Genomic DNA, 22,675 nt, shown 5'->3' on the forward strand with positions numbered 1-22,675 from the left:
CGGACCCGTCCCCTTACCCCGGAGGACCCCCACCATGCGCTCGCACCTGCTCAATGACACGACCGCGGAGCAGTACCGCCGCTCCGTGACCGAAGGAGTAGAGCGGGTGGCCGCCAAACTCGCCGCCACCGACCGTCCGTTCACCGGCGTCACGGTCGACGCCCTCGCGCCCCGCATCGACGGGATCGACCTGGACCAGCCGCTGCACGACACCGCGGCCGTCCTGGACGAGCTGGAGGAGGTCTACCTCCGCGACGCGATCTACTTCCACCACCCCCGCTACCTCGCCCACCTCAACTGCCCGGTCGTCATCCCCGCCGTGCTGGGCGAGGCGGTCCTGTCCGCCGTGAACTCCTCCCTCGACACCTGGGACCAGTCGGCCGGCGGCACCCTCATCGAGCGCAAACTGATCGACTGGACGACCGCCCGCATCGGCCTCGGCGAGAACGCCGACGGTGTGTTCACCTCCGGCGGCACCCAGTCCAACCTCCAGGCGCTGCTGCTCGCCCGCGAGGAGGCCAAGCCGGAGCGGGACGGGTGGGACGGGCCGGCCGGCCTGGCGAACCTGCGCATCTTCGCCTCCGAGGTCAGCCACTTCAGCGTGAAGAAGTCCGCGAAACTCCTCGGGCTGAGCGCGGACTCGGTCGTGTCGATCCCCGTCGGCGCCGACAAGCGCATGCAGACCGTCGCGCTCGCCCACGAGCTGGAGCGCTGCAAGAAGGCCGGTCTGACGCCGATGGCCGTCGTCGCCACCGCCGGCACCACCGACTTCGGCTCCATCGACCCGCTGCCCGAGATCGCCGAACTCTGCACCCAGTACGGCGCCTGGATGCACGTGGACGCCGCCTACGGCTGCGGACTCCTCGCCTCCCTCAAGTACCGGGACCGGATCGACGGCATCGAGCGCGCCGACTCCGTCACCGTCGACTACCACAAGTCCTTCTTCCAGCCGGTGAGTTCCTCCGCCGTCCTGGTACGCGACGCCTCGACCCTGCGCCACGCGACCTACCACGCGGAGTACCTCAACCCCCGCCGTATGGTCCAGGAGCGCATCCCCAACCAGGTCGACAAGTCCCTCCAGACCACCCGCCGCTTCGACGCGCTCAAGCTGTGGATGACGCTGCGCACGATGGGCGCCGACGGCATCGGGCAGCTCTTCGACGAGGTCTGCGACCTGGCCGCCGAAGGCTGGAAACTGCTGGCCGCCGACCCCCGCTTCGACGTCGTCGTCCAGCCCTCGCTCTCCACCCTGGTCTTCCGCTACATCCCCGCCGCCGTCACCGACCCGGCCGAGATCGACCGCGCCAACCTCTACGCCCGCAAGGCCCTGTTCGCCTCCGGCGACGCGGTGGTCGCCGGCACCAAGGTCGGCGCCCGCCACTACCTGAAGTTCACCCTGCTCAACCCCGAGACGACGACCGACGACGTCGCCGCCGTCCTCGACCTGATCGCCGGCCACGCCGAGCAGCACCTGGGAGAGTCCCTTGACCGCGCATCCTGAGCCCGACTCCGTGAACAAGACCTACGACTTCGTGGGCATCGGGCTCGGCCCGTTCAACCTCGGCCTCGCCTGCCTCACCGAACCCATCGACGCGCTCGACTGCGTCTTCCTGGAGTCCAAGCCCGACTTCGAGTGGCATGCCGGCATGTTCCTCGACGGTGCCCACCTCCAGACGCCGTTCATGTCGGACCTGGTCACGCTCGCCGACCCGACCTCCCCGTACTCCTTCCTCAACTACCTGAAGGAGAAAGGGCGGCTGTACTCGTTCTACATCCGCGAGAACTTCTACCCGCTGCGCGTCGAGTACGACGACTACTGCCGCTGGGCCGCGGGCAAACTGGGCAGCGTGCGCTTCTCGACGACGGTCGCGGAAGTGACGTACGACGACGAGCTCTACGTCGTGAAGACCACGGCCGGCGATGTCTACCGCGCCCGCCACCTGGTCCTCGGCACCGGGACGTCCCCCTGCATCCCGGAGGCCTGCGCCGGTCTGGGCGGCGACTTCCTCCACAACTCCCGCTACATGGGGCACAAGGCGGAGCTGCAGAAGAAGGAGTCGATCACGCTGGTCGGCAGCGGCCAGTCCGCCGCCGAGATCTACTACGACCTGCTCGGCGAGATCGACGTCCACGGCTACCAGCTGAACTGGGTCACCCGCTCCCCGCGCTTCTTCCCGCTGGAGTACACCAAGCTCACGCTGGAGATGACCTCCCCGGAGTACATCGACTACTTCCGCGAGCTGCCGGAACGCACCCGCTACCGCCTCACGGCCGAGCAGAAGGGCCTGTTCAAGGGCATCGACGGCGACCTCATCAACGAGATCTTCGACCTGCTCTACCAGAAGAGCCTCGGCGGCCCGGTGCCCACCCGGCTCCTCACCAACTCCGCGCTCGACAGCGCACGTTACGCCGACGGCACCTACACCCTCGCCTTCCGCCATGAGGAGCAGGAGAAGGACTTCGAGATCGCCTCCCAGGGGCTGGTCCTGGCCACCGGCTACAAGTACGCCGAGCCGGAGTTCCTCGCGCCGATCAAGGACAGACTCCGCTACGACTCCCAGGGCAACTTCGACGTCGCCCGCAACTACGCCATCGACACCACGGGCCGGGGTGTGTTCCTGCAGAACGCGGGCGTGCACACGCACAGCGTCACCTCCCCCGACCTCGGCATGGGCCCCTACCGCAACAGCTTCATCATCCGTGAGCTGCTCGGCAGCGAGTACTACCCGGTCGAGAAGACCATCGCGTTCCAGGAGTTCGGCATATGACCTTCGCCTTCCGCCCCCTCGACCCTCTGAAGGACGCCGAGCTCCTGCACGCCTGGGTCACTCACCCCAAGGCCGCGTTCTGGATGATGCAGGACGCGAGGCTGGAGGACGTCGAGCGTGCCTACATGGAGATCGCGGCCGACGAGCACCACCACGCGCTGCTCGGACTGCGGGACGGCGTCCCCGCCTTCCTGATGGAGAAGTACGACCCCGCCCACCGCGAGCTGGTCGGCCTCTACGAGCCGCAGCCGGGCGACGTCGGCATGCACTTCCTCACGCCCGCGACCGACACGCCCGTCCACGGCTTCACCCGGGCCGTGATCACCGCCGTGATGGCGCATCTCTTCGAGGACCCGGCGGTGGAACGCGTCGTCGTGGAGCCGGACGTGTCCAACAAGGCCGTGCACGCGCTCAACGAGGCCGTCGGGTTCGTGCCCGAGCGCGAGATCCAGAAGCCGGAGAAGAAGGCGTTGCTGAGCTTCTGCACCCGTGGTCGGTTCTTCGCCGCGACGGGGGTGCCCGCATGAGCCTCGCCGACGCCGTCGCCCACCTCTCCCCCGAGCGCTGGGAGAAGGCCAACCGTCTGCTCGTCCGCAAGGCCCTCGCGGAGTTCGCGCACGAGCGGCTCATCACCCCGCAGGAGGAGGACGGGCGGTACGTCGTCCGCAGCGACGACGGGCTGACGTACTACCGCTTCACCGCCGTCCGCCGCGCTCTCGACCACTGGCAGGTGGACGCCGGCTCGATCACCCGCACCCGCGACGACGCCGAACTCCCCGTCGCCGCGCTGGACTTCTTCATCGAGCTGAAGAAGACGCTGGGCCTGAGCGACGAGATCCTGCCGGTCTACCTGGAGGAGATCTCCTCCACCCTCTCCGGCACCTGCTACAAGCTCACCAAACCGCAGATCACCTCGGCGGAGCTGGTCAGCGGCGGTTTCCAGGCCATCGAGACCGGGATGACCGAGGGCCACCCCTGCTTCGTCGCCAACAACGGGCGCCTCGGCTTCGGCATCCACGAGTACCTCGCGTACGCCCCGGAGACGGCGAGCCCGGTCCGGCTGGTGTGGCTGGCCGCGCACCGCTCACGCGCCGCGTTCACGGCCGGGGTCGGGATCGCGTACGAGTCGTTCGTGCGGGAGGAGCTGGGCGAGGGGACCGTCGAGCGGTTCGACGGCGTCCTGCGCGAGCAGGGCCTCGACCCGGACGACTACCTCCTCATCCCCGTCCACCCCTGGCAGTGGTGGAACAAGCTCACCGTCACCTTCGCCGCCGAGATCGCGCGCGGGAACCTGGTGTGCCTGGGCGAGGGCGACGACGAGTACCTGGCCCAGCAGTCCATCCGGACGTTCTTCAACTCCTCGCACCCCGAGAAGCACTACGTGAAGACGGCGCTGTCCGTCCTCAACATGGGCTTCATGCGCGGGCTCTCGGCCGCCTACATGGAGGCGACCCCGGCCATCAACGACTGGCTCGCCCAACTCATCGACAACGACCCCGTGCTGAAGTCGACCGGGCTGTCGATCATCCGGGAGCGGGCGGCCGTCGGCTACCGGCACCTGGAGTACGAGGCGGCGACGGACCGCTACTCGCCGTACCGCAAGATGCTGGCCGCGCTGTGGCGGGAGAGCCCGGTGCCGGCGCTCCAGGACGGCGAGTCGCTGGCGACGATGGCCTCCCTGATCCACGTGGACCACGAGGGACGGTCGGTGGCCGGCGCGCTGATCGAGCAGTCGGGGCTGGCGCCGGTGGAGTGGCTGCGCCACTACCTCCAGGCGTACTACACCCCGCTGCTGCACAGCTTCTACGCCTACGACCTGGTGTTCATGCCGCACGGCGAGAACACCGTCCTGGTGCTGAAGGACGGGGTCGTGCAGCGGGCGATCTACAAGGACATCGCCGAGGAGATCGCCGTCATGGACCCGCACGCGGTGCTGCCGCCCGAGGTCCGGCGCATCCGGGTCGAGGTGCCCGAGGACAAGAAACTGCTGTCCATCTTCACGGACGTCTTCGACTGCTTCTTCCGCTTCCTCGCGGCCGGCCTCGCCACCGAGGGGATCCTGGAGGAGGACGACTTCTGGCGCACGGTGGCCGAGGTCACCCGCACCTACCAGGAGGCCAACCCCGCACTGGCCGACAGGTTCCGCCAGTACGACATGTTCGCGCCCGAGTTCGCCCTGTCCTGCCTCAACCGGCTCCAGCTGCGCAACAACAAGCAGATGGTGGACCTGGCGGACCCGTCGGGCGCCCTCCAGCTGATCGGCACCCTGGAAAATCCCGTCACAGGGTTCTGATCACGACGGGCGGGCGCCCCCGAGTACGGTCCTCGGGGGCGCCCGTCGCGTTGTTTGGAACAATCCTCCCATGGCGGAAATCATCCAGAAGGACGGCACCTGGGTCTTCGACGGCGACGGCCTGCGGCTGACCCCGGGGCGGGACAGGAACGTCGGTCTGCTCCGCCGGGAACTGGGTGAACTCGTCCTCCCTCTGGGTGCGTTGGCGGGGATCTCGTTCGAGCAGGGCAAGAAGACCGGGCGGCTGAGGCTGCGGCTGCGCGACGGCGCGGACCCGCTGCTGCACGCGACCGGCGGGCGGCTGGCCGAGCCGCACGATCCGTACCAGCTGACCGTCGAGTCCGACCGGTACGGCGTCGCCGAGTACCTCGTGGACGAGGTGCGGGGCGCCCTGCTGCTGGACCAGGTCCCGTCCGGCCCGGTGGACCGGTATCTGCTGCCGGGGCCGGCCGTGCCCCTGTCGGCCTCCGCCGGGGACGGCACGGCGAGCTTCGACGGCGAACGGGTGCGCCTGGAGTGGAACTGGAAGACGGAAGACGCGAAGTCCTCGGCCGGCACCCGCACGCTCGCCGTCGAGGACATCGTGGGTGTCGAGTGGCATCCCGCGGGCGGTCTGGACAGCGGCTTCCTGCGGTTCCGGGTGCGCGGCGCGGTGTCGACGACCCCGCCGCAGTACGACCCCCACGCCGTGCAGCTGTGGGGCTTCAAGAAGGACCCGTTGATGGCGCTGGTCGCGGCCGCGGTGCAGGCCCGGCTGCCGCATCCGGCCGCCGCCCCCGAGGACGCCGTACCGCCGCAGCGGCACGAGCCGGACCCGCTCCCGGGCAGCGACCACGACGCGCTGCTGCGCAGGCTGCGCGAGCTCGGCGAGCTGCACCGCGACGGCGTCCTGACGGACGACGAGTTCACGATGGCCAAACAGGCGGTCCTCAAGCGCATGTAGCGCGAGTGGGGACCGCCTGTCGGCGTCAAGGCGTGCGCCCCGCCTTCCAGGCGCACACCCACCGGGGCTACTTGGCCTTGCGGGCCACCGTGAAGTGGTCGATCCGGTCGCCCGTCTCGGCGATGCCCTGGACCTTCAGGGTCGTGTAGTGGCCCTTCGGCGCGGGGGTGACGTCCACGCGCAGGAACGAGTAGTTCAGGTAGCGGACGCGCGACCAGGTGACGGTCTCGTTCTGCTTGCCGTCCTTGAGGTTGATGAAGGAGGCGACCGAGTCGACCTCGTTCTCGTGGCCCTCGTAGGAGTCCGGGGCGGTGAAGGCGTACAGGCTGCGGCCCGCCGCGCCCGCCGTGACGTAGACGACGCCCTCGGTCTCGGGATAGGCCGTGCCGCCGATCGGAAGCTTCTTGGTGACCGTGTCGCCCTTGATCACGTCGGTGCGCTCGTACTGGTGGTTGTGGCCGTTGATGACCAGGTCCACCTGGTACTTGTCGAACAGCGGCACCCACTCCTGGCGCACGCCCCCCTCCGAGGCGTGCGCGGTGGAGGTGCAGTACGCGCAGTGGTGGAAGAACACGACGACGAAGTCGATGTCCTTCGCGGCGCGGAACTTCTTCAGCTGCGCCTCGAACCACTTGGTCTGGGTGCCGCCGGAGATGCCGAGGTTGGCCGGGATCTCGAAGGAGACGTCGTTGGGGTCCAGCGAGATGATCGCCGTGTTGCCGTAGACGAAGGAGTACACGCCCGGCAGGTTCTTCTTGTCCGGGCCGTTGTCCGGGAGGCTCCAGCGGGCCTCCTCGCCGCCGTAGCCGTTGGGCGAGTACCAGGCCTCCATGTCGTGGTTGCCGTACGACACCATCCACGGCACGGACTTGGAGACGGACTCGGTCTGGGCGAGGAACTGGTCCCAGGTGCGCGAGTCGAAGACCGTGTCGGAGGTCTTGCCCTGGCCGGCCGGGTCGCCGTAGGCGATGTCGCCGGCGTGCAGGTGGAAGGCCGGGTTCTGGCCGAGGATCAGGCTGTCGTTGGCCAGCGCGTGATAGCTGACGCCCTGGTCGCCGAAGGCGGTGAAGGTGAACGGCGCCTTGTGGGCGGGGGCGGTGGTGAAGGTGCCCAGGGTGCCCAGCAGGTGCGGCTCGGCCGGGTCGAAGCCGGCGTGGCCGACGCCGTAGTAGTACGTCTTGCCGGGCTTGAGGTGGGTGAGCTTGGCGTGCACGTAGTACTGGGTGTGGTTGCCGCTGGCACCGACCCCGGCCGGGGTGTACAGGGTGCGCACCTCGGCCTCGATCTTGCGGGAGAGGTCCCAGGGGTGAGCGCCGATGCGGATGAACGGCTTCTTCACCGCGACGGGGACCTGCCACGAGACGGTGATCTCGGTGCGCGGGTCGTTGCCGTAGGCGAGGTGGCGGCCGAAGGGGGCGACGAGGGCGCCGTCGACGGTCTCGGTGTGCGAGAGGGGCTGCGTGGGTGTGGCGGCCTGGGCCGTGGCGCCGGTCACGAACGCGCCACCGGTGACGGCGCCGAGCGTGACGGCGCCGCCTCTGATCATCGTGCGCCGGGAGAACGTGGCGCGCAGGTACTCGTGCTGCTCGGCCATGCTCATGCGGTCGGCGAGCTGCTCGGGTACGCCCATGCGAGGAGTGTCCATGACGTCTGAAACTCGTCGCCCCGGGCGACGGGCCGCAAGACGCCGAATGGACGGATCGCGAACAGGGGCTCATAACACATTCAACGTTCCCCCAAGACTCCTTAACAGGCGCCTGCCCGAAATCGGGCACGTTTCTTGCGAAACCGGCGCGCGTACCTCAGGATCTACCGGGTGCACGACGAACTTGTTGATCACCTGACGCGCTCCACGCCCCTCCGGCGGGGCGAGGCGCTGCGGGTGATCCAGGACGTGCTCGCCTACTTCGACGAGACGACCGAGAACTACGTCCGTCGCCGCCACCGCGAGCTCCAGGCCCAGGGCCTGGTGAACGCGGAGATCTTCGAACGGATCGAGGCGGACCTGAAATACCGTGCGGTGGCCCCGCCCGAGCTTACGCTCAGGCAACTGCGGCGCATCGTCTACGGCTGAACCGAAAAGCTTGGGGATACGTATATATGTGCGGAATCGTCGGATACATCGGGAAGCGTGACGTCGCTCCCCTGCTCCTGGAGGGCCTGCAGCGCCTGGAGTACCGCGGGTACGACTCCGCGGGCATCGTCGTCACGTCCCCGAAGACGGCCGGCCTGAAGATGGTCAAGGCCAAGGGCCGGGTCCGTGACCTGGAGGCCAAGGTCCCGGCGCGCTTCAAGGGCACCACCGGCATCGCCCACACCCGCTGGGCCACCCACGGCGCCCCCTCCGACGTGAACGCCCACCCGCACATGTCGGCCGACCTCAAGGTCGCCGTCGTCCACAACGGCATCATCGACAACGCCTCCGACCTGCGCAAGAAGCTCGAGGCGGACGGCGTCGAGTTCCTCTCGGACACGGACACCGAGGTCCTCGTCCACCTCGTCGCCCGCTCGCAGGCCGAGAAGCTCGAGGACAAGGTCCGCGAGGCGCTGCGCGTCGTCGAGGGCACCTACGGCATCGCCGTCATGCACGCCGACTTCAACGACCGCATCGTCGTCGCCCGCAACGGCTCCCCGGTCGTCCTCGGCATCGGCGAGAAGGAGATGTTCGTCGCCTCGGACATCGCCGCGCTGGTCGCCCACACCCGGCAGATAGTGACGCTGGACGACGGCGAGATGGCCACCCTCAAGGCCGACGACTTCCGCACCTACACCACCGAGGGCACCCGCACCACGGCCGAGCCCACCACCGTGGAGTGGGAGGCCGCCTCCTACGACATGGGCGGCCACGACACGTACATGCACAAGGAGATCCACGAGCAGGCCGACGCCGTGGACCGCGTGCTGCGCGGCCGCATCGACGACCGCTTCTCCACCGTGCACCTCGGCGGCCTCAACCTGGACGCCCGCGAGGCCCGCCAGATCCGCCGCGTGAAGATCCTCGGCTGCGGCACCTCGTACCACGCGGGCATGATCGGCGCCCAGATGATCGAGGAGCTGGCCCGCATCCCCGCGGACGCCGAGCCCGCGTCCGAGTTCCGCTACCGCAACGCGGTCGTGGACCCCGACACCCTCTACATCGCCGTCTCCCAGTCCGGTGAGACCTACGACGTGCTGGCGGCCGTCCAGGAGCTGAAGCGCAAGGGCGCCCGGGTGCTGGGCGTCGTCAACGTGGTCGGTTCGGCGATCGCCCGCGAGGCCGACGGCGGCGTGTACGTGCACGCCGGCCCCGAGGTCTGCGTGGTCTCCACCAAGTGCTTCACGAACACGACGGTGGCCTTCGCGCTGCTCGCCCTGCACCTCGGCCGCACCCGCGACCTCTCCGTGCGCGACGGCAAGCGGATCATCGAGGGGCTGCGCAAGCTGCCCGGCCAGATCGCGGAGATCCTCTCCTACGAGGAGGAGATCAAGAAGCTGGCCGAGGAGTTCGCCGAGGCCCGCTCGATGCTCTTCATCGGCCGCGTCCGGGGCTACCCGGTCGCCCGTGAGGCCTCCCTGAAGCTCAAGGAGGTCTCGTACATCCACGCCGAGGCCTACCCGGCCTCCGAGCTCAAGCACGGCCCGCTGGCGCTCATCGAGCCCGCGCTCCCGACGGTCGCGATCGTCCCGAACGACGACCTGCTGGAGAAGAACCGCGCGGCCCTGGAGGAGATCAAGGCCCGCAGCGGCAAGATCCTCGCCGTGGCCCACGAGTGCCAGGAGAAGGCCGACCAGACGATCGTCGTCCCGAAGAACGAGGACGAACTCGACCCGATCCTGATGGGCATCCCCCTCCAGCTCCTCGCCTACTACACGGCAAAGGCCCTGGGCAGGGACATCGACAAGCCCCGCAACCTGGCGAAGTCGGTCACGGTCGAGTAGGAACCCGCAGAAGCACAGAACGGACCCCCACGTGACGCCACCGGTCACGGGGGGTCCGCTCTCGTTCGCCGGGGAAGCCCAACTCCCCGGCGCCGGCTGCCATTCAGCCCGTGGCCGTCACCCCGGGGCGGGCAGCACGCCGAGAGAACGCCGTGGGCCAGTGCGCCAGAGCCGCCGTCGCCGCATACCAGGCGACCGCCCCCGCCGCGACGGCGAACCAGCCGCCCGCCTTGGTGAGGCCGTCACTGCCGGCGAAGCGGGCGACGGCCATCAGCACGAGCGCCACACAGAACAACCCGTACGCGCCCTGGCCGAGTTGGTCGCCGCCGGCGAGGGTCAGGGAGAGCGCCACGAGGGCGAACAGCAGCAGGAAGAGCCCCGCGGCGTTGTCGGAGACCTGGGCCCCGGCGGAGACCGCCCAGGTGAACCAGAAGGCGCCGAGGACGGTGTGGGCGGTGCCGGTGGCCGTGTCGCGGTCCCGGAGGGCGAACAGGCCGGCGACGAACAGCGCGACGCCGCCGACGTAGTGGGCGATGGATACGGCGTCCGCAGCCGTCACGCCGTCGATGAGGTCGGTGTACCCGAGGCCGAAGGCCAACAGGGTGACGCCGAGGGCCAGTCGGCCGGCGATCGTGGTGATGCCGCTTCCCGCAGAGACGTCTTTGTCCACGGCGGGCTCCCTTCACGCTTCATGCTTCACGCATGTGGAGTTGTGTGAGCGGTATATGCCCTTCACAAGGGCACAAACACCCCTACGCGCCAGTAGATTTACGCTGCACACAAGCTGCACACAAGCCGCGCACCAAAGCGGGCCGGAGCTACCCAGATCTCATCTCACCTGGGAGAACGGCGAGTTACGGAATGACAACGACGGGCCGCTTCGCGCGCTTGGCGAGCCGCCCCGCGACCGAGCCGAAGATCCGACCGACGATGCCGTGGGTCGAGCCGACGACGATCGCGTCGGCCTCGTACTCCCGCCCCACCTCTTCGAGTTCGTGGCAGATGTCGCCGCCGCGCTCGACCAGGATCCAGGGCACCTCGGCGAGGTAGTCCGCGCACGCGAGCTCCAGGCCGAGCACCTCGGTACGGTGGTCCGGCACGTCGACGAAGACGGGCGGTTCGCAGCCGGCCCACACCGTGGTGGGCAGCCGGTTGGCGACGTGGACGATGATCAGGCCCGAGCCGGAGCGATGGGCCATGCCGACGGCGTACGCGAGCGCGCGTTCACTGGACGTGGAGCCGTCGAAGCCGACGACCACGCCGTGCTTGAAGGCTGGATCGCAGGCGTGGCGTGCGTCTTCCGCCGCCAGGGGCTCGGCCGCCGTAGGGTCGGCGACGGGCCGCTTGCGGTCCGCGGGTTCGAAGAATTCGTGACCGGCCATGGCTGTCTCGGCGTATCGATCCTTATACGGGTGGGACGGCGGTGAGCGGCGGAGCTGTCCGGGAATGGTCTTCCCAACCCCATACCCCCAAGGGTACGGCGGCACGCCTCCTAGGCCCAGATCCCGCACGCCCCCGGTGGGGGTTCCAGGGAGCATGCACGAGCCGACGCCCGTAACGCAATGGTTGCTGCCCCGTACAGGCGGTTTGCACAGGATTCACTTACGCGGAACCGCCCCCGGGCAGTGACCGACCGCTCGAACGGGCGTTGAACCCTTGCACCGCCGTCACACCGCGCCGCCACCCCACCGTCGCACCGCCCGCCGTACCGCCGCCCCAGGAAGGAGCCCGCCCCATGCCCTCGTCCCGCGCCACCCCCGAGACCCACCCCGGCGACGACCGGACGACCGACCTGATCCGCTGGGCGGCCTTCAGCTGTGTCCTGGTTCCGGTGGTCCTCCTCTGGTACGGCACCTCCCTGGCCGGCGCCACCGGCACCGCCCTGGGCCTCGCCGCCGTCACGGCCGCGTGCCGGGTGCTGCTGCGCCGGTCCGAGCAGTGTGCGGCCCGGTTGCTCGACGAGGATCCCGCGCCGCAGGCGCACCGGGGGCGCCATCAGCGCACCGGATCGGGGTCGCACCGTGGCGGTCGTCACTCTGGGGGAAACTCACCGGTCAGTTGACCGGTTTTCGCGCACGGACCCGCTTCTTTTCAGCCAACTTCCCACCACTGTGCATTCCTTGCCGTAACCACCCCCCACCCCCCGTTCCACCTGCGCGGAAAGGGCCTCAGGGGCCCTGCGCACCCTACGGGGATTGGCCACCGCACCGAGGCGCACTTCCCTGCACGGCCCACTAGTGCAACGCTTCGTGATCGAATGCTTCACGCCAAGTTGCCATGTCGACAATCCGCCGGGTGCTGAACTGGCCACGCCGGCATCATGCGACACAGTAGATTCGATCTTGACTGTCTACGGCGGGGGACTCGTGCAGGACCGAGGGGAAACGTGCAGGAGCGACACAACCGAGGAGCCGCGACCACCGAGGGGGGCTTAGCAGGATGAGCCACGACTCCACTGCCGCGCCGGAAGCCGCGGCCCGGAAACTCTCCGGGCGACGCCGCAAGGAGATCGTCGCGGTGCTGCTGTTCAGCGGCGGCCCCATCTTCGAGAGTTCCATTCCGCTGTCGGTGTTCGGGATTGACCGCCAGGACGCCGGCGTGCCGCGCTACCGCTTGTTGGTGTGCGGCGGCGAAGAAGGCCCGCTGCGGACCACGGGGGGCCTGGAACTCACCGCGCCACATGGCCTGGAGGCGATCGCACGGGCGGGCACGGTCGTCGTGCCGGCCTGGCGTTCGATCACTTCACCGCCACCGGAGGAGGCGCTCGACGCACTGCGCCGGGCGCACGAAGAGGGTGCCCGCATCGTGGGCCTGTGCACCGGCGCGTTCGTGCTGGCCGCCGCAGGCCTGCTCGACGGCCGCCCGGCGACGACCCACTGGATGTACGCACCGACGCTGGCCAAGCGCTACCCGTCGGTACACGTGGATCCACGAGAACTCTTCGTGGACGACGGCGACGTCCTGACGTCGGCGGGTACGGCGGCCGGAATCGATCTCTGTCTCCACATCGTGCGGACAGATCACGGCAACGAGGCGGCGGGCGCGCTGGCCCGGCGTCTCGTGGTCCCGCCGCGCCGATCCGGCGGTCAGGAGCGCTACCTGGACCGGTCTTTACCGGAGGAGATCGGCGCCGACCCGCTGGCCGAGGTCGTCGCCTGGGCGCTGGAACACCTCCACGAGCAGTTCGACGTGGAGACACTGGCGGCACGCGCCTACATGAGCCGCCGCACCTTCGACCGCCGCTTCCGGTCGCTGACCGGCAGCGCGCCACTTCAGTGGCTGATCACCCAGCGGGTGCTGCAAGCACAGCGCCTGCTGGAGACGTCGGACTACTCGGTGGACGAGGTCGCGGGCCGATGCGGCTTCCGCTCGCCGGTGGCCCTGCGCGGCCACTTCCGGCGCCAGCTGGGTTCGTCCCCGGCGGCGTACCGGGCGGCGTACCGGGCGCGCAGGCCGCAGGGCGAACGCACGACGGACAGCGAGCCGTCGTCCCCGACGCCACCGCCGCCGGCGCTGCACCCGGACGCGCCGGGGCCGGTCCCGCCGCAGCTCCGGCGCACGGCCGGTGCGATGGGCTCGTCGGCGTCCCTGCCGTCCGAGCACGCACGCGACGCGTACGCGACCTCGCGGGCGAGTCTGCCGGGGCAGCGCAGCGGTACGTGAGCCGGTAGGAACACCTCGAAAACGCCGGACGGGCATCCCAGCCCGTCCGGCGTTTTCGACGACGCGGCCCACACAGGGCCCGCACGGAGGGACGAGGCCCACACAGCCGCGGGGCATCCCAAAAGCCGACGTCAGCTTTAGGGTGGTCGCATGAACGATCGCATGGTGTGGATCGACTGCGAGATGACCGGCCTCTCGCTGTCCGACGACGCTCTCATCGAGGTTGCCGCCCTCGTCACCGACTCCGAGCTGAACATCCTCGGCGACGGTGTGGACATCGTCATCCGCCCGCCGGCCAAGGCACTGGAGACGATGCCGGAGGTGGTGCGTGAGATGCACACCACGTCCGGGCTGCTCGACGAGCTGGCCGGCGGGACGACGCTCGCGGAGGCCGAGGCGCAGGTCCTGGCCTATGTACGGGAGCACGTGAAGGAGCCCGGCAAGGCGCCGCTGTGCGGCAACTCCGTCGGCACCGACCGCGGCTTCCTCGCCCGGGACATGTCGGCCCTGGAGGGCTACCTGCACTACCGCATCGTCGACGTCTCCTCCATCAAGGAGCTCGCCCGGCGCTGGTACCCGCGGGCGTACTTCAACAGCCCCGAGAAGAACGGCAACCACCGCGCCCTCGCCGACATCCGCGAGTCCATCGCGGAACTGCGCTACTACCGCGAGGCCGTCTTCGTACCGCAGCCCGGCCCGGACTCCGACACCGCCAGGACCATCGCCGCGAAGCACGTCCTGCCCGCCCAGTAGGAGGCGCCGGGAGCCGCCCGGAAAAGCCGTGCGCGAGCACCCCTTCGGACCCTGTACACTTTTTCTCGGCCGGTAGGGAGACCACAAAGTCCAACTGCCGGGCGTGGTGGGTGTAGCTCAGCTGGTAGAGCACCTGGTTGTGGTCCAGGATGCCGCGGGTTCGAGTCCCGTCACTCACCCTGATTCATCAGCCGGTGACTTCCCGCAAGGGAGGTCACCGGCTGATGCGTTTCCCGGAACGGAACGGAAAACGGAACGGAGCGGCATGGGGTCAGCGGTCCACGCCGAACCGATCAGCACCGCCCGCCTCGACCTGCTCCCCCTGCGCGTGGAACACGCGGCGGAGATGGCGACCGTCCTGGCGGATCCCGCCCTCCACACCTTCATCGGCGGCGCCCCCAGCACCCCAAAGTCCCTGCACACCCGCTACGAACGCCTCGTCGCGGGCTCCGGGGACCCGTCCGTCTCCTGGTGCAACTGGGTCCTGCGCCTACGCGACGCCGACTGCCTGACCGGCACCGTGCAGGCCACCGTGACAGGACACGACGAGGCCGAGATCGCCTGGGTCACCGGCACCCCGTGGCAGGGCCGCGGCCTCGCCTCCGAAGCGGCACGGGGGCTCGTCGACTGGCTACGGGAACAGGGCGTGCGGACGATCATCGCCCACATCCACCCCGCCCACCGGGCCTCGGCCGCCGTCGCCACAGCAGCGGGGCTGTCACCGACGGAGGAGGAACACGACGGCGAGATCAGGTGGCGGTTGCCTTCGCGGCACTGAAGCCGGGCCTGGTCGAGCTGTTCACCCCAGGAGATCGGACGGCTCGACGCCGATCCCGTGGGCGACCGGAGCAGCGTGTCGAGGTCGAGTCGGGGAGGGTCGCGAGGCCCTTCCTCGGGCCGGGTGAGGTCGCGATCCTCGCGCGCTCGGCGGATCCGTTTCCCGTTCCACGCAGCGGGCGACGGCCCAGGCGTCGGGTGGGTCCGAACGAGTCACCCGCCCCCACCGCCGACGCCCGGCACCCACGCTCCCGCCCCCGCATTCGCCATGTCGACGCGCGAAGAGAGCCGGAGGGCAGTGCTGTGCTCGCGTGGCCGGCCGCGGCGATGCCCCCTGGAGGGCGACCTCAGGAAGAGGCCCGTCCCACCAACTCCGTAGCCAGCACCACCTGGCGGCGTTCCAGGCCCCGGGACACCGCCGGGCGGCGGTCCGCGATCTCTGTCAGCAGGAGGTCCAGCATTCTGCGGCCCATCTCCTCGATGGGCTGGCGGACGCTCGTCAGGGGTGGGTCCATGTGGCGGGCGATCGCCGAGTCGTCGTAGCCGACCAGGGCGATGTCCTCCGGGATGCGGCGGCCCGCCTCGCGCAGGGCCCGGCGGGCGCCGGCCGCCATGACGTCGGAGCCGGCGAAGACCGCGTCGAGGGCAGGGGTGCGGGCGAGGAGTTCCCCCATCGCCCGGTGGCCGCCCTCCTCGGTGAAGTCGCCCGGGGCGATGAGGCCTTCGTCCACCTCGTACCCCGCGTCGCGCAGGGCGTCGCGGTAGCCGTCGACGCGCCGCTGGGCGCCGTAGACGTCGAGGCGGCCGGTGATGTGGGCGATGCGGGTACGGCCGTGGGAGAGGAGGTGCTCGACCGCCGAGCGGCCGCCGCCGTAGTTGTCGGAGTCGACCGAGGGCAGCGTCTCCGCGGCCGAGCGCGGGCCGCTGATCACCGCCGGGATCTCCAGTTGGGCGAGCAGGTCGGGCAGCGGGTCGTCCGCGTGGACCGAGACCAGCAGGACGCCGTCCACCCGGTGCGCCGCCAGGTACTGGGCCAGCCGGCGACGTTCGCGGTCGCTACCCGCGAAGATCAGCAGCAGCTGCATCTCGGTGTCCGAGAGCTCCGCGCCGACGCCCCGCAGCATGTCCGAGAAGTACGGCTCCGCGAAGAAACGGGTCTCCGGTTCGGGGACGACCAACGCGATCGCGTCCGTGCGGTTGGCGGCGAGGGCGCGGGCCGCGGTGTTCGGGACGTAGCCGAGCTCGGCGACCGCCGCCTCCACCGCCGCGCGGGTCGCGTCGCTGACCCTCGGCGAACCGTTGATCACCCGGGAGACCGTGCCGCGGCCGACGCCGGCGCGTGCGGCCACCTCTTCGAGGGTCGGCCGGCCACCGCTCCGCCCCCGCGTTCCGTGGCTTGCCATGGGCTCCGCCTTCCCGCCGTTGTTCGCGCTGACCTGGAATCTAACAGTCCTGTCCGTTCGGGCCACCGCCGCTGGGGGCCGCCGCCTCCGGGCCACCCCCACGTCTCCGTTTCGGCCGTCGGCGCACTCGCCGGGCGGGCTCGACTCGGCCACCCCTGGCGGGAAAGCGCTGTCTGCACGAGTTAGCTAACGGGCGGATAACTGAACGCATCTCTCCGCGCCTTCGCCCTTGACACCCCCGCCCGAACCGACGACTCTTCAACACATCACCTGTGGGAGCGCTCCCACGGTACCTGACACATACACATCCCGCACGTTCCCCGCCCGAGCCGCAGCGAGTAACTAACGGGCCCAACAATGCAGTTGGCCGGGGGGTCGGCACGTCAGGGCAACTGGAGGACGCAATGCGAGCACGTACCCGAACCGCCCGCAAGGCGGTGGTCCTGGCGGCCGTCGCGACGCTGGGCGCCGGGCTGCTGGCCGGCTGTGCCGACGACGGCGGCGACGACAACGCTTCCGACGGTTCGTCGTCGGGCAGCGGCAAGGGCAAGACCACGATCACGCTGGGTCTGTTCGGCACGATGGGCTTCAAGGAGGCCGGTCTCTACACCGAGTACGAGAAGCTCCACCCGGACATCAAGATCGCCGAGAATGTCACGGAGCGGAACGAGAACTACTACCCGGCGCTCGTCAACCACCTCACCACCAACAGCGGCCTGATGGACGTCCAGGCCATCGAGGTCGGCAACATCGCCGAGGTGGTGGCCACGCAGGCGACCAAGTTCGAGGACATGTCCAAGGTCTCGGGCGTGGACAAGAGCAAGTGGCTGGACTGGAAGTGGTCGCAGGGCACCACCAAGGACGGCCAGACGATCGGTCTCGGCACCGACATCGGGCCGATGGCCCTCTGCTACCGCAAGGACCTCTTCCAGGCGGCCGGTCTGCCCACCGACCGCGAGGCGGTCGGCAAGCTGTGGGCCGGTGACTGGAACAAGTTCGTCGCCACCGGCGAGCAGTACAAGAGGAAGGCCAAGGCTGGCACGTTCTTCATGGACTCCCCCGGCGGCCTGATCAACGCCATCCTCAGCAGTGAGAAGGAGAAGTTCTACGACTCCTCCGGCGAGATCATCTACAAGTCGAACCCGGCCGTGAAGGCCGCCTTCGACCTGACGGCGAAGGCAGCCGAGGAGGGCCTGGTCCAGGCGCAGACGCAGTTCCAGCCGGCCTGGGACACCACGATCGCCAACAGCAAGTTCGCCACCATCGCCTGCCCGCCGTGGATGCTCGGCACCATCAAGGGCAAGGCGAAGCCGGAGGACGCCGGCAAGTGGGACGTGGCCGTCGCGCCCAAGTCCGGCAACTGGGGCGGTTCCTTCCTGGGCGTGCCGAAGAGCGGCAAGCACGTGAAGGAGGCCGAGGCGTTCATCACCTGGCTGACCGCGCCCGAGCAGCAGGCGAAGCTGTTCAAGGTGCAGGGCTCCTTCCCGAGCGCCCCGAGCACGTACACGATGCCCGAGGTCACCGGCGCGAAGAACGAGATGACCGGTGACTCCCCGATCGGCACGGTCTTCTCCGAGGCCGCCAAGACCGCCCCGGTCCAGGTGATCGGCCCGAAGGACCAGATCATCCAGCAGGGTCTGACCGACAACGGCGTCATCCTCGTGACGAAGGGCAAGTCGGCGGAGGAGGCCTGGAAGACGGCCACCAAGACCATCGACAACAACCTGGACAAGTGACCCGTATGGCCACCCGCAACGACACCGCCGCGCCCCCCGCCAAGGAGGGGGGCGCGGCCCCGGGCCGCCCGCCCGCCGTCTCCACGGAGGACGAGCGGCGCCACCGGGCCCGGCTGTCCCGCCGCTGGCAGCGGGACATGCGCTGGAGCCCGTACGCCTTCGTCTCGCCGTTCTTCCTGCTGTTCGTCGCCTTCGGTCTGTTCCCGCTGCTCTACACGGGCTGGGCGTCACTGCACCAGGTGGAGATGACCGCGCCGACCGACATGACGTGGGTGGGGATGCGCAACTACACGCGCATCTTCGACGACGACTTCTTCTGGAACGCGGCGAAGAACACCCTGACGATCGGGATCATCTCCACCGTTCCGCAGCTGCTGATGGCCATGGGCCTCGCCCACATCCTCAACTACAGACTGCGGGCCTCGACCTTCTACCGGGTCGCGATGCTCGCGCCGTACGCGACGTCGATCGCGGCCGCCTCGCTCGTCTTCGTGCTGCTCTTCGGGCGCGACTACGGCATGATCAACTGGGCGCTGCACTTCGTCGGGATCGACGCGATCGACTGGCAGAACGACAAGTGGCCGTCGCAGATCGCGGTGTCGTCGATCGTCATCTGGCGGTGGACGGGCTACAACGCGCTGATCTATCTGGCCGCGATGCAGGCGATCCCGCAGGACCTGTACGAGTCGGCGGCGCTGGACGGGGCGAGCCGCTGGAAGCAGTTCCTGCACGTCACGCTGCCGTCGCTGCGGCCGACGATCCTGTTCACGGTCGTCGTGTCGACGATCGGCGCCAGTCAGGTCTTCGGCGAGCCGCTGCTGTTCGACGCCAACAAGGGCGCTTCGGGCGGCGCGGAGCACCAGTTCCAGACGCTGGGCCTGTACCTGTACGAGCAGGGCTGGGTGAACCAGCACCTGGGCCGGGCCTCGGCGATCGCCTGGACGATGTTCCTGATCCTGATCGTGGTCGGCATCGTCAACTACGTCATCTCGCGCCGGCTGCGCGCCAGTAGTTAGGAGTACCGGCCGTGACGACGACGACAACGACCGCGAAGTCCGTGGAGCCCGAGGACGCCGTACCGACGGCCCGGAAGGTGCGCCGCCCGAAGTCCGCGCGGGCGGGCGGCCAGATGCACGGCGGCCCGATCGCCTACGCGATCCTGATCCTGTTCACCATCGGCTCGCTGTTCCCGCTGGTGTGGACGGCGATCGCCGCGTCCCGCGACAACAACCGGCTGGCGCAGTCGCCGCCGCCGTTCGTGTTCGGCTCGAACCTCTTCCACAACCTGGACGTGGCCTGGAACGACGCGAACCTGGGCAAGGCGTTCGTCAACACGACGATCGTGGCGGGTACGTCGGCGGCGACGATCGTCTTCCTCTCCACGATCGCCGGGTTCGCCTTCGCCAAGCTCCGCTTCAGGGGGCGGGGCGCGCTGATGCTGATCGTGATCGGCACGATGATGGTGCCGCCGCAGCTGAGCATCATCCCGCTGTACATGATGGTCGCCAAGCTGGAGTGGACGGACCAGCTTCAGGCGGTGATCCTGCCGTCGCTGGTGAGCGCGTTCGGTGTGTTCTTCATGCGGCAGTACCTCATCCAGGCGCTGCCCGACGAGATCATCGAGGCGGCCCGGGTGGACGGCGCGAGCAGCTGGCGTGTGGTGTGGCACGTGGTGTTCCCCGCGGCGCGCCCCGCGATGGCGGTGCTCGGCATGCTGATGTTCGTGCAGACGTGGAACGACTTCCTGTGGCCGTTCCTGGTGCTGAGCCAGACCGGCAACCCGACCGTGCAGGTCGCGGTCGCGGGCCTCGGCCGCGGGTACACCCCGGACCAGTCCCTGATCATGGCGGGCGCGCTGCTGGGCACGCTGCCGCTGCTGCTGGTCTTCGCGGTCTTCGGCAAGCAGATCGTGGGCGGCATCATGCAGGGCGCGGTGAAGGGCTGACGACGCGCTACGACGTCGTACGACGCCCTCCCGTTCGTGAGTCCGTGACTTCTCGGGGGCCGGGTCACCGCCGCCTCGGCCCCCTTCGCACCACTTCCCCCCAACCTCCGTCGGTCTCGACGACCTCGACGACCTGCGACGACCTTTCATGGGAGCGCTTCCATGCCTGAGCCCGTTACTCCGGTGACCTTTCCTCCCGCCTTCCTCTGGGGCGCCGCGACGTCCGCGTACCAGATCGAGGGGGCGGTGCGGGAGGACGGCCGCACCCCGTCGATCTGGGACACCTTCAGCCATACACCGGGGAAGACGGCCGGTGGCGAGCACGGTGACATCGCTGTCGACCACTACCACCGCTATCGCGACGACGTGGCGCTGATGGCGGAGCTGGGCCTCACGGCGTACCGCTTCTCGATCTCCTGGTCCCGGGTCCAGCCGACGGGCCGCGGTCCCGCGGTGCAGGTGGGCCTGGACTTCTACCGCCGTCTGGTGGACGAGCTGCTGGCGGTGGGCATCAAGCCGGCCGTCACGCTCTACCACTGGGACCTCCCGCAGGAGCTGGAGGACGCGGGCGGCTGGCCGGAGCGGGACACGGCGTTCCGGTTCGCGGAGTACGCGCAGATCGTCGGGGAGGCGCTCGGCGACCGTGTGGAGAACTGGATCACGCTGAACGAGCCGTGGTGCAGCGCGTTCCTGGGCTACGCGTCCGGGGTGCACGCGCCGGGCCGCACGGACCCGGCGGCGTCGTTGAAGGCGGCCCACCATCTGAACCTGGCGCACGGTCTGGGCACTTCGGCGCTGCGCGCGGCCATGCCGGCCCGCAACTCGGTCGCGATCAGCCTCAACTCGTCGGTGGTGCGCCCGCTTTCCCCGGGCGATCCGGCGGACCTGGCGGCGGTCCGGAAGATCGACGACCTGGCGAACGGCGTCTTCCACGACCCGATCCTGCGGGGCGCGTACCCGGAGACGCTGCTGGCGGCGACCTCGTCGCTGACGGACTGGTCGTACGTCCTGGACGGCGATCTGCGCGCCATCAACCAGCCGCTGGACGCTCTGGGGTTGAACTACTACACGCCCACGCTGGTCTCGGCGGCGGACACCACCGTGAAGGGGCCGCGCTCGGACGGCCACGGCGCGAGCGACCACTCCCCGTGGCCGGCCGCGGACGACGTCGCCTTCCACCAGACCCCCGGCGACCGCACCGAGATGGGCTGGACGATCGACCCGACGGGCCTGCACGAGCTGATCATGCGCTACACCCGGGAGGCGCCGGGCCTGCCGCTGTATGTGACGGAGAACGGCGCGGCCTACGACGACAAGCCCGACCCCGACGGCCGCGTCCACGACCCGGAGCGCATCGCCTACCTGCACGGCCACCTCTCGGCAGTCCGCCGTGCCATCGCCGACGGCGCGGACGTCCGGGGCTACTACCTGTGGTCCCTGCTGGACAACTTCGAGTGGGCGTACGGCTACGAGAAGCGGTTCGGCGCGGTGTACGTGGACTACGCGACCCTGGCCCGCACCCCGAAGTCGAGCGCGCGCTGGTACGGCGAGGCGGCCCGGACGGGGACGCTGCCGGACGTTGAGACGGCCTGACCGCATGACCGCACACGGCCACATGACCACCTGACCCGGGGAGCGGGGAACGGGGCGCGGCGCGCCGTGGGGGTGTGCCGCGCCCCGGCCGCCGACGGTCTAGGAGGAGTAGATCTCGCTCATCTCGGTAATCTTGTTGTCCGGGCCGACGGCTACGTCGTAGAAGTTCATCCCCCAGCAGTCGCTGGTGTCGGCCGAGGCCTGCCCGCCGTCGTACGAGGTCCCGTCCGGGTCCGCGCACGTCTTCACGTGGGCGATGCCGCCGCCCTGGGCGGTGAGGGTCTTCTGCGTGGTTTCGTTCTTGCTGATGATCGTCACCTTGGTGTCGCCCGAGGCGATGGAGTACGTCGTGAGGTCGCCGGCCGGGCGGTAGGAGGCACCGGCGTCCGACTTCGGGTCGCAGGACATCTTGGCGTCCTTGGCGACGACATTGTTCCCGGCACCCTCGACGTTGTCGACCCAGATGACCTTGTGGCCCTCGGCGAGGGTCGGGCAGGAGCCGTTGTCGTCGGCCGAGGTGCTGGGACTTGCCGAGGTGCTGGGACTTGCCGACGTGGTGGAACCGGCCGAGGTGCTGGAACCGGCGGTGACGGCGGCTGCGCCCTTGTCGTCGGTTTCACCGGGCTGACAGGCGGTCAGCGTGAGCGCCGCGGCAGCGAGCACGGCGGTGGTGAGGGCATGGCGGATGGAAAGCACAACTCCCCCGAGTTGGTGCGGCCCTGGCTCGGACGGCCGGGCAGTGGATCAAGCGAAGGGGGGAACTCTATCGGCATGGCTTCAGCGCGGGCGGCGAGGGCGAGTGCGTAGAGCCGGCGGCATCCACCCCGTCCCGCGTCCACGTCCGCGAAAGCGACCACCCCACCTCATCGCCACCACCGCCCCC

20 protein-coding genes and 1 tRNA gene are annotated in these 22,675 nt (G+C 69.5%); 16 read left to right on the top strand and 5 right to left on the bottom strand.

What is annotated here, in order from left to right:
- The first annotated feature begins 34 nt into the window (after positions 1 to 34).
- From desA to OG289_RS19170, 5 genes are all read left to right on the top strand, one after another.
- Positions 35 to 1,501, top strand: coding sequence for a lysine decarboxylase DesA (gene desA, locus OG289_RS19150; RefSeq protein ID WP_327315246.1), 1,467 nt, complete (start codon positions 35 to 37; stop codon positions 1,499 to 1,501).
- A complete protein-coding gene (locus tag OG289_RS19155; protein ID WP_327315247.1) occupies positions 1,485 to 2,768 on the top strand; it encodes a lysine N(6)-hydroxylase/L-ornithine N(5)-oxygenase family protein in 1,284 nt (427 codons plus the stop codon). Before desA ends, OG289_RS19155 begins: the two co-directional genes overlap by 17 nt.
- Positions 2,765 to 3,295 (top strand): GNAT family N-acetyltransferase, encoded by a 531-nt coding sequence (locus OG289_RS19160; RefSeq protein ID WP_327315248.1) that lies wholly within the window; start codon positions 2,765 to 2,767, stop codon positions 3,293 to 3,295. Before OG289_RS19155 ends, OG289_RS19160 begins: the two co-directional genes overlap by 4 nt.
- A complete protein-coding gene (locus OG289_RS19165; RefSeq protein WP_327315249.1) occupies positions 3,292 to 5,061 on the top strand; it encodes an IucA/IucC family protein in 1,770 nt (589 codons plus the stop codon). Before OG289_RS19160 ends, OG289_RS19165 begins: the two co-directional genes overlap by 4 nt.
- A 70-nt stretch (positions 5,062 to 5,131) precedes the next feature.
- The gene (locus OG289_RS19170; protein WP_327315250.1) at positions 5,132 to 6,004 is read left to right on the top strand and encodes a DUF4429 domain-containing protein; all 873 of its coding nucleotides are present in this window, start codon (positions 5,132 to 5,134) and stop codon (positions 6,002 to 6,004) included.
- A 67-nt stretch (positions 6,005 to 6,071) separates the two neighbouring features.
- On the opposite strand, the gene OG289_RS19175 is transcribed toward OG289_RS19170, so the two are convergent.
- Positions 6,072 to 7,634 carry a purple acid phosphatase family protein gene (locus tag OG289_RS19175; protein ID WP_327315251.1) on the bottom strand — a complete coding sequence of 521 codons (1,563 nt, stop codon included), beginning with the start codon at positions 7,632 to 7,634 and terminating at the stop codon, positions 6,072 to 6,074.
- Between the two features lie 186 nt (positions 7,635 to 7,820).
- Between OG289_RS19175 and OG289_RS19180 the strand changes: the two genes are divergently transcribed.
- Positions 7,821 to 8,078, top strand: coding sequence for a hypothetical protein (locus OG289_RS19180; RefSeq protein WP_327315252.1), 258 nt, complete (start codon positions 7,821 to 7,823; stop codon positions 8,076 to 8,078).
- 26 nt (positions 8,079 to 8,104) lie between these two features.
- Positions 8,105 to 9,922 (top strand): glutamine--fructose-6-phosphate transaminase (isomerizing), encoded by a 1,818-nt coding sequence (gene glmS, locus OG289_RS19185; protein WP_327315253.1) that lies wholly within the window; start codon positions 8,105 to 8,107, stop codon positions 9,920 to 9,922.
- 103 nt (positions 9,923 to 10,025) lie between these two features.
- Here glmS and OG289_RS19190 read toward each other — a convergent pair whose 3' ends face one another.
- Together OG289_RS19190 and OG289_RS19195 are read right to left on the bottom strand one after the other, a co-directional pair.
- On the bottom strand, positions 10,026 to 10,592 hold the full coding sequence (locus tag OG289_RS19190) for a GPR1/FUN34/YaaH family transporter (protein ID WP_327315254.1): 567 nt from the start codon (positions 10,590 to 10,592) through the stop codon (positions 10,026 to 10,028).
- 184 nt (positions 10,593 to 10,776) lie between these two features.
- Entirely contained in the window at positions 10,777 to 11,304 is a 528-nt protein-coding gene (locus tag OG289_RS19195) for a universal stress protein (RefSeq protein ID WP_327315255.1), read from the bottom strand.
- A gap of 353 nt (positions 11,305 to 11,657) precedes the next feature.
- Between OG289_RS19195 and OG289_RS19200 the strand changes: the two genes are divergently transcribed.
- The 5 genes from OG289_RS19200 (at position 11,658) to OG289_RS19220 (ending at position 15,116) form a co-directional block, all read left to right on the top strand.
- A complete protein-coding gene (locus tag OG289_RS19200; protein WP_327315256.1) occupies positions 11,658 to 11,984 on the top strand; it encodes a hypothetical protein in 327 nt (108 codons plus the stop codon).
- Positions 11,985 to 12,361: 377 nt separating this feature from the next.
- On the top strand, positions 12,362 to 13,585 hold the full coding sequence (locus OG289_RS19205; RefSeq protein WP_327315257.1) for a helix-turn-helix domain-containing protein: 1,224 nt from the start codon (positions 12,362 to 12,364) through the stop codon (positions 13,583 to 13,585).
- Positions 13,586 to 13,735: 150 nt separating this feature from the next.
- Positions 13,736 to 14,338 carry an oligoribonuclease gene (gene orn / locus OG289_RS19210; RefSeq protein WP_327315258.1) on the top strand — a complete coding sequence of 201 codons (603 nt, stop codon included), beginning with the start codon at positions 13,736 to 13,738 and terminating at the stop codon, positions 14,336 to 14,338.
- Positions 14,339 to 14,444: 106 nt separating this feature from the next.
- Positions 14,445 to 14,517, top strand: a tRNA-His gene (locus OG289_RS19215).
- Between the two features lie 86 nt (positions 14,518 to 14,603).
- Entirely contained in the window at positions 14,604 to 15,116 is a 513-nt protein-coding gene (locus tag OG289_RS19220) for a GNAT family N-acetyltransferase (protein WP_327315259.1), read from the top strand.
- A gap of 346 nt (positions 15,117 to 15,462) precedes the next feature.
- Here OG289_RS19220 and OG289_RS19225 read toward each other — a convergent pair whose 3' ends face one another.
- Positions 15,463 to 16,518 carry a LacI family DNA-binding transcriptional regulator gene (locus tag OG289_RS19225; protein ID WP_327315260.1) on the bottom strand — a complete coding sequence of 352 codons (1,056 nt, stop codon included), beginning with the start codon at positions 16,516 to 16,518 and terminating at the stop codon, positions 15,463 to 15,465.
- Between the two features lie 404 nt (positions 16,519 to 16,922).
- Between OG289_RS19225 and OG289_RS19230 the strand changes: the two genes are divergently transcribed.
- The 4 genes from OG289_RS19230 (at position 16,923) to OG289_RS19245 (ending at position 21,792) form a co-directional block, all read left to right on the top strand.
- Positions 16,923 to 18,254 carry an ABC transporter substrate-binding protein gene (locus OG289_RS19230; protein ID WP_327315261.1) on the top strand — a complete coding sequence of 444 codons (1,332 nt, stop codon included), beginning with the start codon at positions 16,923 to 16,925 and terminating at the stop codon, positions 18,252 to 18,254.
- A 5-nt stretch (positions 18,255 to 18,259) separates the two neighbouring features.
- Positions 18,260 to 19,270 (top strand): carbohydrate ABC transporter permease, encoded by a 1,011-nt coding sequence (locus OG289_RS19235; RefSeq protein ID WP_327320731.1) that lies wholly within the window; start codon positions 18,260 to 18,262, stop codon positions 19,268 to 19,270.
- A gap of 41 nt (positions 19,271 to 19,311) precedes the next feature.
- Positions 19,312 to 20,199: a carbohydrate ABC transporter permease gene (locus OG289_RS19240; protein ID WP_327320732.1), complete on the top strand. Its 888-nt coding sequence runs from the start codon at positions 19,312 to 19,314 to the stop codon at positions 20,197 to 20,199.
- Between the two features lie 162 nt (positions 20,200 to 20,361).
- On the top strand, positions 20,362 to 21,792 hold the full coding sequence (locus OG289_RS19245; protein ID WP_327315262.1) for a GH1 family beta-glucosidase: 1,431 nt from the start codon (positions 20,362 to 20,364) through the stop codon (positions 21,790 to 21,792).
- 99 nt (positions 21,793 to 21,891) lie between these two features.
- On the opposite strand, the gene OG289_RS19250 is transcribed toward OG289_RS19245, so the two are convergent.
- Positions 21,892 to 22,488 carry a hypothetical protein gene (locus OG289_RS19250; RefSeq protein WP_327315263.1) on the bottom strand — a complete coding sequence of 199 codons (597 nt, stop codon included), beginning with the start codon at positions 22,486 to 22,488 and terminating at the stop codon, positions 21,892 to 21,894.
- Positions 22,489 to 22,675 lie beyond the last annotated feature (187 nt).

It is taken from the genome of Streptomyces sp. NBC_01235 (assembly GCF_035989285.1).
Classification (GTDB): domain Bacteria; phylum Actinomycetota; class Actinomycetes; order Streptomycetales; family Streptomycetaceae; genus Streptomyces.